Here is a 15849-nt window from a genome sequence, read left to right on the forward strand (position 1 = left end):
TTCATTAATCCGCAGATTTCATCATTGAATCAATTTCATGATAAATCTCCTCCAGATTTTCTCGTTCAATCAAATATTCTGCGGTGCTCTTACTAACAGGCACATCAAATGTCAGAAAGGTGAGCGTGATCGTTGATGATTCCTGATCATTCATAGTTAATCTCAATTCAAGTGTCGAGATCTCTTCATTATTATCACTCTCAACAGATTGTTCAACCGGCACACCATCTTCTAACATGTCAACTTGTTTCAACTCTTTTAAGGAAAGCTCAGTAACATCAAACCTGAATTTTCGAGATGAGCCGCCAGGTTGATGTGTAATAAACCGCATGACCTTTCGTACATCATCAATCGCAAAGCCTTTATCCACATTTTGCGAAAAGATGTATGTTGAAGCCTGAAATCCGTCTTCTTGAAAAAGCATCATCATCTTATCTAATAATATGTTTGGCTCATTCTTTTCTTTTTGTCTTTGTAATCTACCAGCTATGAATAAAATGACCATTCCCCCGATGATGCTCAGAGCCGTCCCCAACCCATTCCCTACATCTCCGAAAACAGTAAAGCCTAAAATAGCAACAATATAAGCGATTACAATACCTATGATGAATACCACACCAAGCTCCTCCTGTCATGAATCTTCATTGTTATATTGGTTTAGCCATAGTATAGCATCTGGATTTTGATTGAAAAAAAATCTACTATAGACTAAACAGATACTACATTCATTTCACTTTTTAAATAGAAAGGATTTTTATGATGAACCTCTACACGACAGACGAAATCATTGATGCTCTTTATAAAGCATGGTCTTCTCAATCTAGTTCAAAATGGAGTAAAGACAACCCGGCAAACGGACAATGTGGCGTCACTTCTTTAGTCGTACATGATCTTTTAGGCGGAAAAATAAACAAAACCGCATTACCCAACGGATGGCACTTTTACAACGTAGTGAATGGAACAAGAATCGACTTTACTTCTTCACAATTCTCTGAGGAAATCGTTTATATGGATGTACCTTCAAATCGAGAAGAAGCATTTCAAGATACGAATGAGGATCAGTATCGTTATTTAAAAGAACGAGTCGTAGAATATTTAAACATTTCATATTCATGAAAACAGACCATAAGAGGTCTGTTTTCATTGCAGTTTGATAAAGTGTTTAAAAGATAGGTAGTAAGAACTCACACACGCCTTCTTCTTCTCTATATCGCTCTATAATAGGTGCCTGACGCATGTTCAATTGATTGTTTTGGATCATTTGAGGAAATTGTCTCCAAAATAAATTCACTTTTTCGGTTGTATGTGTCACTGTAAACACAGCATACGTTCCCCCTTCAAAATGACCAGTCTGAACCATTTGGTCATTTGAGAAATCTCTATTTGTCATAAGCATGAGGTCGTATCTGCATTTTTCTGATGGAATTTTTCCAGGATCATCTTGAGGAACACCATATATACCATATTCCTTTAATTCATCATTTAATTGATGTTGCTTGATCCATTTCTTAAATCTCTTCATCATCTCAAGATTCTCTTTGCTGCCATATGATCCTATATTTCTCATATACACCATTTTCATATTCGTTATCATTTCAATTTTGTAATTCATGATTTCCCTCCAACTCGTATTGGAAGACTGGCCAATCATTCCTTACAAACAACGGTAACATCCTTTAAAATAGAATGCAGTAGGATATTAAAAATAATGTAATGTGCGATCTAGATCATACATGTTCTCTGTCATTTTTAAAATAAAAAAGAACGGACTTTAGCCGCTCGCTCGTTATTGATTTTCTTTTGAAGATTTAGCATTGAGAAAGACGACAATCAAATAGATGATTGTTCCGAAAAACAAACCATTTAACAAACTGATAAACAACATCTTACAAACCAGGCCAATATAATAAGACGCTGGCGTTCCTGGAAACACAGCCATGTTAAACAAGCTAATCATAAAGGTTAAAGCAAAAAACATAATAAAAATCCTTCTAATATAATGTTGATTTTAACATTGTCATTTTTACTTCCTCCTCAATATCTTTTCTATGGAAAAAATATTCTTTATTCATAGCATAATAAAAAGCCCTTAAGGGGCTTTTTATTTAAGCAGTGTAACCGATACTTGCAGTATGACCTCTCCTAGCTTCATCATGACTTGCTGTCACTTCAGATGTAAAATAACCAACAATACTAATAACGCTGATCATCACGAATACAACTGATAACGTTTTAAATTTCATACTGACAGTCCCCCCGCTTCACTTGAGTTTGGAAATAAAGAATTTTCTCATAAAAAAGCATCGCATTGTCTTTATCTCCCATTTCATTATAATATTTTGCAGCATCTTTTGCTAAATCTTCTAGATCAGGATACATTGACTTTATTTCTAGCAATTCCATTATTTTTTCCAACTGCTCAAAATTGTTGTCAACGTATAGTGATCTTAAAAATTTGAATATCAATAACAGCACATGGTCTTTCAGTTTTTCAGATAGTTCTATACCGTTATTTAAAGCATATATACCTAAATCCTGTTCTTTCTTTTTGAAGTAGGCTTTTGACAACATAATAAGCGGGTCTAAGATTCTATTTAAATGTTCGTATCCCTGTTCTCTAAATGCTCGAATTGAGTCATTAAAGTGAATTATTGCTTGGGCTATTTCTTTGTTATGAAAATAACTCAACCCTAAATTATAGAGTGCTGATCCTTTTAATCGTTTTGTTGAGTTGTCGGCGGCTTTTTCTAGTGCGTGTTGAAAATGGGGTATTGCTTTTTCGGGGCAGCCCATATCTATGTAGTTTAATCCAATCACAAAAGAACATTGTATTTCTCTTACTGTGTATGTATCTTTTTCTCGATAACATTCTATCGCCTGTGCGATATGGTGCATGGACATGTGGGTTTGTTTCATGTGGTAATAGATTTCAGCCATCTTGTAATTGAACTCGGCCCGTTCAATATCGTCACTGACAAGAGACAGCTTTTTTTCTGCCCGTTTATAGAAGGTAATCGCATTTAGGTATTCATAGTTTTCAAATTCATACATGCCGTAGAAAAAATTGAAGTAATACTCGAGCAATCCTGTTAATTTCTCTTGGTCCCTTTTGATCTTCATTGCGAGTTCCTTGAAGTTAGCCCGCTCTTTCCCATTTTCTAAAGGATTCAAGTAATCAAGCATTAATTTATGTCTGAACTCCATGAGTGAGAAATACAATAATAAATCTTGATTTTCTTCCATATGATCAAGCATTGATTTGATTTCCTCTTTATATGCTTCGGCGTCCGGTACGTGAAATCTTTGAATATGATAATACCATTCATTGATTTTCAAACCGACGTGAGAAGAAAGCACTTTCTCCATCAGCCCTTACCCCTTCCTCTATTTTCCCTATAATGACATATATTATCATTGTATGAACCATTCGACACCGAAAAGAAACCGCAAAAAAGCCCTATAAAGGGCCATGCGAATGATAAGATAAAAAGACTTCTATTCATAAATAAGCACCCAGTATTCTGCCCCAGGTTCTCCTTCTTCTACAACAGCCTTCCAGCCTCTTTTTTGATAAAAAGATAAAGCTTTGTGATTTTCGGAGACACATTTGAGGGTGACCGGTGTTCCCAAAACTTTTATCGCTTGTTTGAGCAGCAGATCTCCAGCCCCTTGGCCCGCAGCTTCTGGATGTACAAACAAGAGGTGAATAAATCGATCGGGTACATATAGAGAAATGAATCCGAGGATTTTATTGTTCTCCTCAGCTAAGAAAATTTGCTCTTCCTGCGTATCTTGATCAAAATCTTGCAGATTGAGTTCTTCTGGATTGAGCCAGTGAAAGCTTTGGCGCCGGGATTCTAAATAGATTTGTCTTAATTCTGGATAATCTTCTATGCTTGCTTCTCTAATCACCATCGCAACATCCCCTGTGTTTTTTATTTGAATGTTAATTCGCCTCTAAAACGCGTTTTGCCTGTATTATGCCTGCCAGTAACAATTGATCACTGAACTGCGAATCATTGACAGCACGTGCAAGAGCAATTGTACCAATCATGCTGCTTACTAGTGCGTAACTCGTAGAGAGATCTATGTTTCCAGCATCAGCTATAAACTCCATAAATCGTTTCAATTCATCGGTATAAGCATTCCGTACCTCTTGCGATAATTGAGCAATTTCTCCTGCCAGCGCAGGCAGTATACAGCCGACCTCCGTCTGATCACGGTGAACCGAACTTAAATAGAATTCAATGATCGTCTGAATTCGAGGCTGGTCTGCTTTCTTGTCTGCAACACTTTGCAGCAGCTTGATCGTATCAGTGATAGCAAAATGAAAAGTCTCTATCACCAACTGATCCTTGTTCTTAAAGTGAGCATAAAACCCTCCATGAGTTAGGCCTGCTCCTTTCATAATGAATGGCAAACTGATATTACGAACGCCATTTGTTCGAAATGCTCGTGCAGCACTTGCAATGATCTGCTCTCTCACTTTTGACTTATGACCTTTCGGATAAGGCATCCCTCTACCTAACCTCCTTCTTATCAAAATATTATATTCATCATATTATCTTGTGTCAATTGACTGAAATCCATCTTTCCTCTCTCAGATGGGATTGACTTCATTAAAATATGATGACTATAATATATTATGATCATCATATTTTAAAGTTGGAGGTGCAAGAAATGATTCATTTAGACACAGTAGATACATTAGTAATTGGATCAGGTCCGGGAGGCTATGTGGCGGCATTACGTTCAGCTCATCTCGGCATGAAGACAGCAATTGTAGAGCGTGATCAGTTAGGTGGAGTATGCACCCATGTAGGCTGTATCCCTTCTAAGGCGCTAATAGCAGAAGCAGAGCGGTTCAAGCTCCGCACTCAATGGGGTGGTTTTCAATCAGGCGGCTCTTTCAAGGAAGCTCAAGCGTTCAAAAAAGCGGTTGTGGACAAACAAGCGGGAGGCGTACAATTTTTGTTAAAGTCAGCGGGAGTTACCATACTGGAAGGCGATGCAAGCTTGATCGATCAGCATACAGCGGTCATTCAACATGCAGAAAAAGGTGAAAAGCAAATCAACTTCAAACACCTTATACTAGCAACCGGCTCCCGTCCAATTGAAATTAAATCACTCCCTTTCGGCGGTCGTATATTGTCTTCCACTGAAGCTCTATCCCTTCCCGAGATCCCTAAAAGCCTTGTTGTAGTTGGGGGTGGTTATATTGGGGTTGAATTAGGACAGATGTTTGCTAGGTTTGGAACAAATGTCACCATCTTGGAAGGCGGCAATCATGTATTACCTGGCTTTGAAAGTGAACTTGTCTCGCCTGTCGTTCGTCAATTGAAAGAAGATAAAATCACACTGATTACAGGAGCAAACGTCACAGATGCCGAGCAGCATATGAGCGGAATTGACCTTCATTATGAGAAACAGAAAGAAAGCTACACGGTGAAAGCGGAATATGCACTGATTACTGTCGGAAGAAAACCGAATACAGATGGAACATTAGGTCTTGATTCTATCGGGTTGTCTATTCCTTCTCACGGACGAATTGAAATTGATGAACAATGCAAAACATCCATCCCGCACATATATGCGATTGGTGATATCACAGAGGGGCCTGCTTTGGCTCATAAAGCTTCCTATGAAGCAAAAGTTGCAGCAGAAGCAATCGCTGGTAAACCTTCGATGATAGACTATAAAGCGATCCCACTTGTTGTTTTTTCCAGCCCAGAATTGACGAGTGTTGGACTAAGCGAAACGGATTGCAAGCAAAAATCCATTCCGACTGTCATTGGGAAAGCAATGTTCTCCATTAATGGCCGAGCGCTTGCATTAAAAGAACCAGAAGGTTTTGTGAAGATTGTAGCCCATGCTGAATCTGGTCTTATTCTAGGGGCACAAATCGTAGGGACTGAAGCATCTACTCTTATATCAGAACTAGCTCTCTCTATTGAAGTTGGCGCTACAGCAGAAGATTTAGCAATGACGATTCATCCTCACCCAACATTAGGTGAAATGATCATGGAAGCTGCAGAAATGGCCACCCGTAAAGTTGAAAAATATCTTGCACGATAAATGGTTCAAGTGCAGCTTCTAAAAAAATAATCGCCATAGCCTATTTATTTAGGAATAGGCTATGGCGATTTCAATTTATCTTTAATTGGATCCCACTTCGCGTTTTTTACCGAGATTCATGGATAACTGAACGCCAATCATCAGCATGACGATGACAAGCATTGCCACAATGGAAGCATAAAAATGTCCGCTTAGATCGAAAACCAAGCCAATGAAAAACGGACCGAATCCACCCACGATGTACCCGCCCATTTGCGACATCGCTGACCAGGTTCCGGCTTCCTCTGGAGTATTCGTCTCCATAATCGGGAGCATAAGCGCTAAAGGAAATAATCCACCTGCACCCATCCCTAGGAAAATGACGGCTGGCAAGATCGGCATTGGCAGAAGAAGAAAGATAAGACCAATGAGTTCAGACAGACTGCATAAGATGAGAAATAATTTCGGTTTTCCTAATCGAGTAACGACCGCTGGAACGAGTAGTGCCACCGGAATCTGAATGAGTGTAAATATGGTCAAGAGCATGGCAGCATATTGCGGACTGTTTCCAAAGCTAAGAGCAATCGGTGAAATCCATGCCGTCAAAGAATAAAACATACTGGACATAAAGCCAAAGAACAAGGTGAATTGAATCGCCTTTTTGTTTCTCAGCGGCAATTTTAACGGTAAGGTTACATGATCACTTTGCTCATTTTTGCGAACTAAACCGACCCATAGAATAAGGGCAATCACCCCTAGAATCGCCCAGCAGGACAAAGCTAACGTAAGGTGATGCTGACTGCGTAGATAAATCGGAATGGTGAAGCCGGAAGCGAGCGCTGCACCTATTGTCATCGAAATTGAATACACACTAACAATACCAGGATTTCTCGGGAAATATTTTTTAATAAAACTAGACAATAAAGGACCCGCAAAGCTAATCCCTACCCCTCCTGCAAACGCAGTCATGAGCAGGATAGCAACCGATTGGCTTGTACCACGCAGTGCGGTGGCAATCGTGATAAGAAGAATTGAGAAAAACAGCGTTCTTTCTAAACCAAAACGCCGACTGAGTATCGTCGCAACAGGAGCAAATACCCCCATACAAAGGACAGGCAAAGTGGTCAAAAGACTTGCTGTCAGTGCGTTTACACCAAGCTCTGATTGAATCATGCTCATCATGGAAGCCACGGACGTAATGATTGGACGTAAGTTTAATGCTGCTAAAAATAAAGCGGCTAAATAATATATTTTTTTCATCAATACCCTTCTTTCATCTCGTTAAGGTTACTTTGAGTATAAAACTGCTGCATCCATTGATCAATACAATAAATCGTATTATGATGATAGGAAAAGGCTATCATTTATGAAAGGAGGACAAATGGATACCCGGCATATTACCTATTTTATGGCTGTATATCATCATTTACATTTTACAAAGGCCGCTGAGCAGCTAGGCATATCACAGCCGACACTTAGCCAGCAAATTCGACTGCTTGAAGCAGAAGTTGGAATGCCGCTCTTTGATCGAATCGGTAAAAAAGTCGTGGCTACCGAAGCTGGTTCGCTGCTTTATCAATATGGCTTGAAAATGCTTCAAGCTGAAAGAGATGCAAAAAATGCGATGAAAGAACTATTATCGGAAAAACGAGGAACCGTTCGTCTCGCAGTCCTCCCCTCCGATCTTGATTTTCAGCTGGTGCCACTTTTTGTAGAATTTAAAACACTTTACCCCGAAACCAATTTGAAGGCATATTCAAATATCTTCGTGCGTGAAGAAGTCCTTTCGCATAAAGTGGATCTCGGCATCGGGCTGCGAGGGCCTGCAGATAAGCGTCTCGTTCAAATTCCACTTGGAAGTGAGCCGTACGAATTATTTGTTCATTCAGAAAGTGATTTGGCCCAAAAGAGTGAAGTGACATTGGAAGAGCTGACTCAGCATGCGTTGGTCATGTATCCGAAGGGATATCTAGGAAGGGATTTAGTAGATAACGTATGTAAAGAACAGGGTGTTGAACTAGACACTGCCATGGAGGTTGGATCCGCATTTTCGCTATTGCAGCTGGTTGAAGCCGGGATCGGTGCAACCATTCAGCCAAGAGGATTACTAAAACAACATTCGACGTGGTCTAATATTGTTTCGATTCCTATTGCTGAGCCAGCACCTGTCCGGCACTTGGAATTAATTTATTATGCAGATCGATTTGTCAGCAAAGCACAACAGCAGCTATCTGAATGGCTGATAGACTTTTTCAAATCAAGAACAAACTAAAAAGTGAGGTTAACACATGAAGAATGCAAACAGCATATTTACAAGAACAAACCGGGTTGTTATTCGCCAATTTGACAGGCAGGATATTGAAGCATTTTATCAATACCGAGCAAATTCCTCTATTGCAAAATTTCAATCCTGGGAAAACTACACGTACGAAGATGCTGAATCATTTGTTCAACATCAAATGACACAAAAACCTAATCAACCGGGGACGTGGTTTCAATACGCTATTGCCTTATCTGAATCCAATCAGCTGATAGGAGATTGCGCCATTCATACACTTGACAGTGAGCCGAGAATTGTTGAAATAGGTTTTACACTCGCGCCTGAATACCAAGGAATAGGCTATATTCATGAAGCTCTAAGTGCAATTTTCGAATATATTTTTATGACACTAAACAAACATAAAATCATTGCCTTTACAGATGTGCGCAACGAAAAATCCATTCGAGTGCTGGAACGTTTAGAAATGAGACGCGAAGGACATTTGCTGCAAAATTATATGTCGAAGGGACATTGGGTCGATGAATATCAATATGCCATGCTTCAATCTGAGTGGGCCGCCAAGCACCATTAAACATTTATTTCCTATTCAAAATCCCTAAATAAGTGCTCCACGGGCCCACATCGGTTCGATATCGTTCCGCCATGACTCGAACAATCTGGGACATATGTGTGAAGTCATGGACAACCCACGCAGAAAGTAATTCGCTCACTTTCACGACTCCAAACTCCGGGTGAACGCCCTTTTTTTCTAAATCAAGGCCTGAATGTGTCATACGCTGAATGTATGCCACATTCTCCATCCGCATATGATGAAACTCAGATAATGCTTGTTCTATCTGTCTTTCAGATTGGTTCAAATGAGAGTAGCGGTCAAACGCAGGAAATGGTGTATTCTCTCCATCAGCTAGAATCACATTTAATCGAGGAATCCAGTTGAATTTCTCTGCTTCAATCAAATGTTCAATGACTTCAACTGGATTCCACGTCCCCTCTCCTTCACGGCTGTGAAGCCAATCCTTCGATAAACCCGACAAAAGACTTTCTAACGTGTGAGGAGTTCGACTCAACATATCCAAAGCTTCATTTAAATTAAAATTCATGTGGTTGCTCCTTTATCAGTTTTTCTTTATTTTAATGGATTTTGGATAAATTGTAACTTATAGCTCAAGACAGATAAAGGTGCTTATACCTTTTATTTTCTTGGACTATGGATCATTTGATCGATCAACTCAAACATTTTTTTCATGAATTAGATTAAAAAAAAGCCCTTTTCAGAGGCTTTTCTTGGATTCGTTCTGATTGATTAGCTCTCGTTTGCCAACATGTACGCTGCAGCTTCATGCATATCTTTCAATCCTGATCTCTGTGCGTACTCGGCCACAGTGATCGCACTTGTAGTCAGAAGTTCTATTATATGTTCATCCATTCCCTGCCAAGTTCTCCCGCCTGCTTTTTCATACGCATGGATAAGTTTTGTTAACCCTTCTTTCCCAAAGAGAAGTTGATGCGACAAAAAGTCTGCAGATACATCACCAACCCCCACTTCAGACCAATCAATCACCCCCGTCACACAATGATTTTCATCAATCAGAATGTGACCAGGATGCAAATCTCCATGCTTCACTCCCGCGAAAGGCGGCCATAAAGAATCTTTAGCTAGCCATTCTTGCCAGCGCTCCCATAAACCGCTGTTAATGGTGTATTGCGATTTGACACGTTCCATTCGCTGTTTCATTGATCCTCTTAATTCATGAGCACTGAGCATCTCCACACCGATCGTTTTAAAAGGCTGTTGATCTAAAGAATGTACATTCGCTAAAACTCTTCCTAAGGATTCATAATAAACTTGCGGTACATTCGTTGAGTCAAAACTCCACACATACGATTGCTTCTCCACATCAATACTAGCCGCCGGTACCCCCTCTAATTGTTTATAAGCAATCAGACTTTCTGTAAAGATTGACCACTGAGGGATCTGAAATTGAACCTTCTTACTAATATGATCTAATGTCTTTTTTTCTTGTAAGGTATGTTTCATTGATTCAGGTCTGCGAGGCACTCTTAATATCCATTTAACACCATTTGAATCTTCAACATGTGCGACACGGAAATCAACACCTGATTCATTTATTTTGATGGTATTCTCTGAAATTTCTAATCCGTGATGATTGGCTAACTGCTTTAATTCTAGTCTATTCATATCCATTCCTCCAATTGCTCATTTAGTCATGATCAATAGGCATCAAGAAAATCATCACAAAAAACCACTTTATGTGGTCAAAGTAAACAAAGCTAGACTTATGCCTTTCTTTGTATTATAAAAACATACAAAAAAGACAGAACAATTATCTGCCTGTCTTCTAGTGAAATTGCATACTTTCCCGCTGAAGATCATTAAAAATGTGCAGACTCCTCCGTTTGATAAAAACAGAGCCTTTGAACATATGAAATTACTGATTGTTCAAAGTTTGCTGACGTAATCTTCCTGCGTGCATCATCTTAAACCATCCTCCTCTTTGTCATATAAAGTTACTATACTTTATTTAATTGCAATTTCTAACGACACCAGAAACCAGGAAATATATAACATATAAAAATGATCAAATTCAATGCAATTGGATAATTTGTCATATTATTTATATGTTACAATATAATTACATCTTGTTACAAAGTAACATATTTTTGGTTTAAATGTTATTATATGGTCATTGATTATTTTGACTTATGCCAAAATAATCAATAAGAGTAGTTATAGAGTATTAGAAATACTTTAACAACTACATTATAACTATGAAATAGGGAGGGGTCATTAGAATTTTTCAATTCACAGAAATTTTTATTTTCTTACTATGAAATCAATCTTATTTAAATTGACTTTTCTCAAACCTAATACAAATATACATGTGAAAAATTGTTGTTTCATTGCTAAAGAAAATTGATAAAATAAAAAGTTCATATCTCCAAATTCTTACAATTATCAATATGAAATTTAATTTTAAGTACCTTGCTGAAATTAAAAGCGACATGTTTATTTGACAATATAGGTAGAGAATAATTCCAAAAAATTCAACTGGAGGATTTTTCATGAAGTTAAAAAAATTAGTATTATCTACTACAGCTACGTCAGCTTTATTATTTACTACTCTTGGATTCGGGAACATTGTCTCAGCAAAAGAAAAAGTCTCTACCAAAGATCATATTCTTCATTTCATTTTAGAAAAGAATCCTGGTCTTAAAAAAGAAGAATTAATGAAAGATATAAATAATATTGTTATTAATGAAAAAAAATCAGAAATGGAAATATTAGAGCAAATACAAAGTGAACTAAAATCACAGGAGGAAAATATAAATAAAGGAGAAGTCACAACTTTAGGGAATAATAAAGGTACCAAAATAATAGGAAATAGTAAAAAAGGAAATATCTATTATACAAATGCAGACACATGGGGTCTTAATCATGGACATGTAGGAATGTACTACAAAAAGACCCATATTGTGGAGTCAGTTCCAAAACTCGGTGTTCGTTCAATTTCAGCTAAAAAACGAAAAGTAGAAAAAGGGGCAGTGGTTAAATCAGTTAAAGTAGCAACAAAGAAAAAAAATGCTGCAGTCAACTGGGGAAAAGGACGTATTAAGAAAGATGGTTATTCATATAATTTTGCTACAAATCGAACAACCGGTCATTATGGAAGTAAAAATTGTTCAAAGTTAATTTGGTCTGCCTTTAAATTGAAAGCAAAGATTGATATAGACAAAAATGGAGGACTAGGAGTCTATCCTCGAGATGTTCGGGATTCAGGGTACACAAAGTTGGTGAGAAAAGTTAAATAAACTAAACTCCCTTTAGAGAATATTCATTCTCTCTAAAGGGAGTAAATTTTTTTAAGAATATTCTTTTCATTATACAAGCCCTAATGAGAAAGGTTGTTTTGAAAATGAGACCCAAGAAAAAAATAATTATTAGCATCATCATTGGTTTTGTTTTGTTTTCATCCTATTTTCTACTAAAAAATTTATTCATTAAAGAAAATACTACATCTGTATCAGAAAATGAGTTCAAACCTTCATTTCTAAATGACAAATTAGCTACCATTTATCTTTCAGCATCAATTGATTATCAGCGTGAAGGAAGCTACACAATATATATTAATAAAAAAGGTGAATTAACTATCTCAAAAGGTGACGCAATCGAATTAGGTTCTATTGCTCAAGGTGATCAAATGTTACTGAAAGAAAACCCTTCAGAAATAAATATTCTTGGAAAAAAAACTTCTCACTTTAAGTTCAAAAATAAAGTACATACTGGTTATGGACAAGCTAATGGATATTTAAAGAATAAAGAAATATTTTATACATTAAACAACCAAGGTTTTGGAGAGAAGGACTATAAAAGTTTAATTAGATGGGGCAACAGTCAAAACTTTCACGAGCAAATTTTAAATGGATACTTTGTTAGTACAGGTAACGACGAAGATAAAATTTACGTGATCAATCAAGATATGGATACTGATCAATCTACTTTTCATGAATTAAATTTAGAGCACAAACCGACTCTTCAAAATGGGGGTCATGTTAAGCCCATCAATGAAGACTGGGAAGTTTATTCAAATATTATCATTAAGGACAAATTAGCTTATTTTATCCTCTATCACACTCCTGAAGATTCTAAGGATGTGTCTTTTAAAGTAGCAGTATTTGATATAGAAAAGAAAAAATTAAGGGGAGCATACTTACTTGGTAGCTATAAAAGTGAAGATCAACTAATTCCACCAAATGAAAAGCACTTCTATATAAAAGACGATATTTTATATCACTTAACTGCAAATTCTAAGATTTATACATTTAACACAAAAACGATGAAACCAGAAGGATCCTTTTCCTTAGAGCAAAAAGAGGGACGGGAAGTTAAGTTTGTCTATTTTAATTCTGATCATATCTACTTATTAAACCAAAAAAAGTCGGGAGAATATGAAATCTCTTCTCATTCATACCAAAAGGGAAAAAGATTGAATTCTTTAAAGATAAAAGGTCTCGACAAAATCTTGGATAATAATCATGTATCTGAATATGACTTTTTGATGTTAGAACAAAATAGAAATGATATTCTCAAAATATTTAATAGGTGATTCTAAAGGGAGAATTGGTATGACTCATTTAGAATTCGTATTCGGCTTGCTTCCAGTAAGTATGATCATCGCTTCTTTTATCGTCACATTGTTAGTACAAAAGGTTTATTTCATGCCAGTTGTGAGCTTTATCATTTTGCTCATCCTGACATTTACACTTTTTAATGTCTCCTTCTTAGGGTGGTCAGTTGTTTACACTTTAGGCTCATTCATTGCTTCATATATAGCATTATTCATCATGAAAACTTTAAATAAAAAGAGGTCTTAAACTACATTTTAAAAGCCCATTTCAAGGGCTTTTATTCTTTCACTATCGTATGAATGTCTTCTCCCAAAAAAGCGGTATTAGGCTCACCACTATTTTCTAGAAACTCGGCAATCTCTTGCAACTCTTTATTGATACGGTCATTCCTTGGCATTTCTGGATTTAACAAAAGGATTGAGTGAACAGTAGTGGCTGCTTCGTACAAGACATTTTGATCTTTTATCTGTTTGATGCATTTTTTCATACGATCGAAAAACCATTCAATCTCTTCAATGTCTTCCATTGGATAATGTGCCATTTTAAAGAGGTTCTGCTGACAAAGGTCTCCTCTCTCAAATATGAGTTCAAGTTCTTCTCTACTTATATATAATTCAGAAGATTCCTCATCAATCTCTACAACCTCGATCATCGCATCTTCAGCTGTATATAACTGCTCAATAAAATCTTCGAAAGTATCCGCCAGTTTAAAATCGACTCCCATCTCTAAATCAAAATAGTGAATAGACGGGTGTTCTTTCGTTTCTCGATAATCCATTGCGATCCATGTATCTTCTTCTCCGCTGATGAAAACAAGTCCCTGAGGCAGCTCCAATTCATCACTTAACTGAGGGCTAGTCATAATTCCATCACCTATGGCAATTCCTCTTAGATGATCAAATTGAACATGATCATCTGCCCAAGAATTCGGATTTTCGGTTGGAAAAGCATTACGAACTGTAAAACCACCGTTCCATTCTAAAACGAGCTTTTTATATGTATCAGGTAAAGTGACACCAAGTCTCGCCTCTGCTTCACGAATTTTTTTCTCATCTATCTTTTCTAAAGTGAAAGGACTTTCTTCTTCTTTCTCCCAAAATGGCTTCAAAGTGGATGCCTCCCTATATCTATTGAGGTTAGTATAACATTGACCAACTGATCATTTACCATTTTAAAACCTCAAATTACAAACCTGTTCAATCCTTTGCTCCAATAAAGAATTTATCAGTAAATATAAAAAAGATCTGACTGAAGTGCCAGCTAAGTACAAGGCACTTAAAGTGCTCAATGCCAGCATCCTCAGGTTATTCCTTCTGGACAAAATATTCACGTTCGATTTGTTTATCTATATCATACGATGATCCACGTAGAAAAAGATCCTCTTTTTCTCGGTTTGTTTACCAATAGAGACAAAAAAACCTTGAAAGGCATTAGCCAATCAAGGTTCATTTTGTTACTTCATTTTCACTGCTTCTTTCATTTCCTCTATTATTTTATTAAACCACTGTAAAGGGTTTAATGAGATCGCCGGAAAGTAGATTTCTGCATTGTTTTCGATAAAGCTTTCTTTTTCCTGTATTGTTAAAGTACTATTCAAAAAATCCTGACAATCCTTTATAGTAGACACCAGACATTCTTTGCTTGCTTCATGAATAAACTCATCCATCGCTTCTTCTGGTGAATCGATATCTTGATGAAATGTGCCACCTAAAAAATCTTCTAACTCTTCTAAATATCTGTAACTCTCATTCATTTTATCATCCTTCTTTCTATTTAACAGGGTATCCTGTTAAAATAAAACCGCCATTCTCATCTTTTTTCAATATAATTTTCGCATTTGTAACATTCTCGACTACTTCTGAATTTCTCGAAACACTTTTGCCAATTACCTCTCCATCACCCTTATATTTTAATTGTAAAGTAGGTCTACTGTTGGGGTCAGATAACCACTTTTGTATTTTATCAACACTCTTAGGATCACCCAAAACTGAATCAGCAACTTTTTCTGCAGTCATTCTATCATTAAAAGTAGAAGAACCCGTAATTTTAGGATTACTTTTCAATCTTTCTAATAGTTCTTTATCTGTTTTCCCAACGTGTCTTTCTATTAAGTGCCCACCTCTGGATTCATGTGTAGCTAATCCATTACCTGGAGATAAAGAATTTTTCTCACCTTTCTTAATTCCCATTTTCCCATGAAACCCTTTCGCCCCAAATGGCAAAAGCATTCCCAGCGCCGCATTCATACTCGCTTCCTGCTGTTCTTTTGAGATCTTGTTTCCAAACATATCTCGGCCTGTGATCGCTTCGCTGAAGCCGTTGGTGGCGGTGAGGCCATATAAACCTTTTTGAGATGTTTTCAGGGC

General features: G+C 37.1%; 19 protein-coding genes. 7 read left to right on the plus strand and 12 right to left on the minus strand.

Going from position 1 to position 15849, the window contains the following annotated elements:
• Nucleotides 1–4: 4 nt before the first annotated feature.
• Nucleotides 5–616: a hypothetical protein gene (locus QSJ46_RS12495; protein ID WP_047202750.1), complete on the minus strand. Its 612-nt coding sequence runs from the start codon at nt 614–616 to the stop codon at nt 5–7.
• 143 nt (nt 617–759) lie between these two features.
• Here QSJ46_RS12495 and QSJ46_RS12500 point away from each other — a divergent pair, with 143 nt between their 5' ends.
• Entirely contained in the window at nt 760–1116 is a 357-nt protein-coding gene (locus QSJ46_RS12500; RefSeq protein ID WP_144413638.1) for a YunG family protein, read from the plus strand.
• A gap of 46 nt (nt 1117–1162) precedes the next feature.
• On the opposite strand, the gene QSJ46_RS12505 is transcribed toward QSJ46_RS12500, so the two are convergent.
• From QSJ46_RS12505 to QSJ46_RS12525, 5 genes are all read right to left on the minus strand, one after another.
• Complete coding sequence (locus QSJ46_RS12505; protein WP_107163517.1) at nt 1163–1612, minus strand: GyrI-like domain-containing protein; 450 nt, start codon at nt 1610–1612, stop codon at nt 1163–1165.
• A 493-nt stretch (nt 1613–2105) separates the two neighbouring features.
• Nucleotides 2106–2243: an aspartate phosphatase gene (locus tag QSJ46_RS12510; protein ID WP_095408252.1), complete on the minus strand. Its 138-nt coding sequence runs from the start codon at nt 2241–2243 to the stop codon at nt 2106–2108.
• Nucleotides 2233–3366 (minus strand): Rap family tetratricopeptide repeat protein, encoded by a 1134-nt coding sequence (locus QSJ46_RS12515; RefSeq protein ID WP_107163515.1) that lies wholly within the window; start codon nt 3364–3366, stop codon nt 2233–2235. Before QSJ46_RS12515 ends, QSJ46_RS12510 begins: the two co-directional genes overlap by 11 nt.
• A gap of 129 nt (nt 3367–3495) precedes the next feature.
• Nucleotides 3496–3915, minus strand: a complete 420-nt coding sequence (locus QSJ46_RS12520; protein WP_047202755.1) for a GNAT family N-acetyltransferase — start codon at nt 3913–3915, stop codon at nt 3496–3498.
• Nucleotides 3916–3946: 31 nt separating this feature from the next.
• Nucleotides 3947–4516: a TetR/AcrR family transcriptional regulator gene (locus QSJ46_RS12525; protein WP_047202756.1), complete on the minus strand. Its 570-nt coding sequence runs from the start codon at nt 4514–4516 to the stop codon at nt 3947–3949.
• A 164-nt stretch (nt 4517–4680) separates the two neighbouring features.
• On the opposite strand from QSJ46_RS12525, the gene lpdA reads away from it, so the two are divergent.
• Nucleotides 4681–6075, plus strand: a complete 1395-nt coding sequence (gene lpdA / locus QSJ46_RS12530) for a dihydrolipoyl dehydrogenase (RefSeq protein ID WP_047202757.1) — start codon at nt 4681–4683, stop codon at nt 6073–6075.
• A gap of 81 nt (nt 6076–6156) precedes the next feature.
• Here the strand turns inward: lpdA and QSJ46_RS12535 are convergent, their stop codons facing one another.
• Nucleotides 6157–7314 (minus strand): MFS transporter, encoded by a 1158-nt coding sequence (locus tag QSJ46_RS12535; protein ID WP_099663168.1) that lies wholly within the window; start codon nt 7312–7314, stop codon nt 6157–6159.
• Between the two features lie 121 nt (nt 7315–7435).
• Between QSJ46_RS12535 and QSJ46_RS12540 the strand changes: the two genes are divergently transcribed.
• Together QSJ46_RS12540 and QSJ46_RS12545 are read left to right on the plus strand one after the other, a co-directional pair.
• Nucleotides 7436–8326: a LysR family transcriptional regulator gene (locus QSJ46_RS12540; RefSeq protein WP_285604780.1), complete on the plus strand. Its 891-nt coding sequence runs from the start codon at nt 7436–7438 to the stop codon at nt 8324–8326.
• A 16-nt stretch (nt 8327–8342) separates the two neighbouring features.
• On the plus strand, nt 8343–8906 hold the full coding sequence (locus QSJ46_RS12545) for a GNAT family N-acetyltransferase (protein ID WP_285604781.1): 564 nt from the start codon (nt 8343–8345) through the stop codon (nt 8904–8906).
• A 4-nt stretch (nt 8907–8910) separates the two neighbouring features.
• Here the strand turns inward: QSJ46_RS12545 and QSJ46_RS12550 are convergent, their stop codons facing one another.
• Together QSJ46_RS12550 and QSJ46_RS12555 are read right to left on the minus strand one after the other, a co-directional pair.
• A complete protein-coding gene (locus QSJ46_RS12550) occupies nt 8911–9435 on the minus strand; it encodes a DinB family protein (RefSeq protein ID WP_224928000.1) in 525 nt (174 codons plus the stop codon).
• Nucleotides 9436–9638: 203 nt separating this feature from the next.
• Nucleotides 9639–10535, minus strand: coding sequence for a macrolide 2'-phosphotransferase (locus QSJ46_RS12555; protein WP_285604782.1), 897 nt, complete (start codon nt 10533–10535; stop codon nt 9639–9641).
• A gap of 884 nt (nt 10536–11419) precedes the next feature.
• Between QSJ46_RS12555 and QSJ46_RS12560 the strand changes: the two genes are divergently transcribed.
• The 3 genes from QSJ46_RS12560 to QSJ46_RS12570 all read left to right on the plus strand — a co-directional run bounded on the left by QSJ46_RS12560 (nt 11420) and on the right by QSJ46_RS12570 (nt 13729).
• Complete coding sequence (locus tag QSJ46_RS12560; RefSeq protein WP_285604783.1) at nt 11420–12166, plus strand: hypothetical protein; 747 nt, start codon at nt 11420–11422, stop codon at nt 12164–12166.
• Between the two features lie 104 nt (nt 12167–12270).
• A complete protein-coding gene (locus tag QSJ46_RS12565; protein WP_285604784.1) occupies nt 12271–13461 on the plus strand; it encodes a hypothetical protein in 1191 nt (396 codons plus the stop codon).
• A gap of 19 nt (nt 13462–13480) precedes the next feature.
• Nucleotides 13481–13729: a DUF2651 family protein gene (locus QSJ46_RS12570; protein ID WP_285604785.1), complete on the plus strand. Its 249-nt coding sequence runs from the start codon at nt 13481–13483 to the stop codon at nt 13727–13729.
• A 31-nt stretch (nt 13730–13760) separates the two neighbouring features.
• On the opposite strand, the gene QSJ46_RS12575 is transcribed toward QSJ46_RS12570, so the two are convergent.
• The 3 genes from QSJ46_RS12575 to QSJ46_RS12585 all read right to left on the minus strand — a co-directional run.
• Nucleotides 13761–14591, minus strand: coding sequence for an SMI1/KNR4 family protein (locus QSJ46_RS12575; RefSeq protein WP_285604786.1), 831 nt, complete (start codon nt 14589–14591; stop codon nt 13761–13763).
• A gap of 345 nt (nt 14592–14936) precedes the next feature.
• On the minus strand, nt 14937–15236 hold the full coding sequence (locus QSJ46_RS12580) for a contact-dependent growth inhibition system immunity protein (RefSeq protein WP_107163510.1): 300 nt from the start codon (nt 15234–15236) through the stop codon (nt 14937–14939).
• Nucleotides 15237–15252: 16 nt separating this feature from the next.
• The coding region (locus tag QSJ46_RS12585; protein WP_352230648.1) for an RNase A-like domain-containing protein at nt 15253–15849 on the minus strand (597 nt) is incomplete at its 5' end.

This window comes from Bacillus sp. YKCMOAS1, from assembly GCF_030268125.1.
Classification (GTDB): Bacteria; Bacillota; Bacilli; order Bacillales; family Bacillaceae; genus Bacillus; species Bacillus safensis.

Excerpts from the sequence above, each read along its gene's own strand:
- QSJ46_RS12500 (WP_144413638.1), top strand. The coding sequence starts at position 760 with ATGAACCTCTACACGACAGACGAAATCATTGATGCTCTTTATAAAGCA.
- QSJ46_RS12505 (WP_107163517.1), bottom strand. The coding sequence starts at position 1,612 with ATGAATTACAAAATTGAAATGATAACGAATATGAAAATGGTGTATATG.
- QSJ46_RS12510 (WP_095408252.1), bottom strand. The coding sequence starts at position 2,243 with ATGAAATTTAAAACGTTATCAGTTGTATTCGTGATGATCAGCGTTATT.
- QSJ46_RS12515 (WP_107163515.1), bottom strand. The coding sequence starts at position 3,366 with ATGGAGAAAGTGCTTTCTTCTCACGTCGGTTTGAAAATCAATGAATGG.
- QSJ46_RS12520 (WP_047202755.1), bottom strand. The coding sequence starts at position 3,915 with ATGGTGATTAGAGAAGCAAGCATAGAAGATTATCCAGAATTAAGACAA.
- QSJ46_RS12525 (WP_047202756.1), bottom strand. The coding sequence starts at position 4,516 with ATGCCTTATCCGAAAGGTCATAAGTCAAAAGTGAGAGAGCAGATCATT.
- lpdA (WP_047202757.1), top strand. The coding sequence starts at position 4,681 with ATGATTCATTTAGACACAGTAGATACATTAGTAATTGGATCAGGTCCG.
- QSJ46_RS12535 (WP_099663168.1), bottom strand. The coding sequence starts at position 7,314 with ATGAAAAAAATATATTATTTAGCCGCTTTATTTTTAGCAGCATTAAAC.
- QSJ46_RS12540 (WP_285604780.1), top strand. The coding sequence starts at position 7,436 with ATGGATACCCGGCATATTACCTATTTTATGGCTGTATATCATCATTTA.
- QSJ46_RS12545 (WP_285604781.1), top strand. The coding sequence starts at position 8,343 with ATGAAGAATGCAAACAGCATATTTACAAGAACAAACCGGGTTGTTATT.
- QSJ46_RS12550 (WP_224928000.1), bottom strand. The coding sequence starts at position 9,435 with ATGAATTTTAATTTAAATGAAGCTTTGGATATGTTGAGTCGAACTCCT.
- QSJ46_RS12555 (WP_285604782.1), bottom strand. The coding sequence starts at position 10,535 with ATGAATAGACTAGAATTAAAGCAGTTAGCCAATCATCACGGATTAGAA.
- QSJ46_RS12560 (WP_285604783.1), top strand. The coding sequence starts at position 11,420 with ATGAAGTTAAAAAAATTAGTATTATCTACTACAGCTACGTCAGCTTTA.
- QSJ46_RS12565 (WP_285604784.1), top strand. The coding sequence starts at position 12,271 with ATGAGACCCAAGAAAAAAATAATTATTAGCATCATCATTGGTTTTGTT.
- QSJ46_RS12570 (WP_285604785.1), top strand. The coding sequence starts at position 13,481 with ATGACTCATTTAGAATTCGTATTCGGCTTGCTTCCAGTAAGTATGATC.
- QSJ46_RS12580 (WP_107163510.1), bottom strand. The coding sequence starts at position 15,236 with ATGAATGAGAGTTACAGATATTTAGAAGAGTTAGAAGATTTTTTAGGT.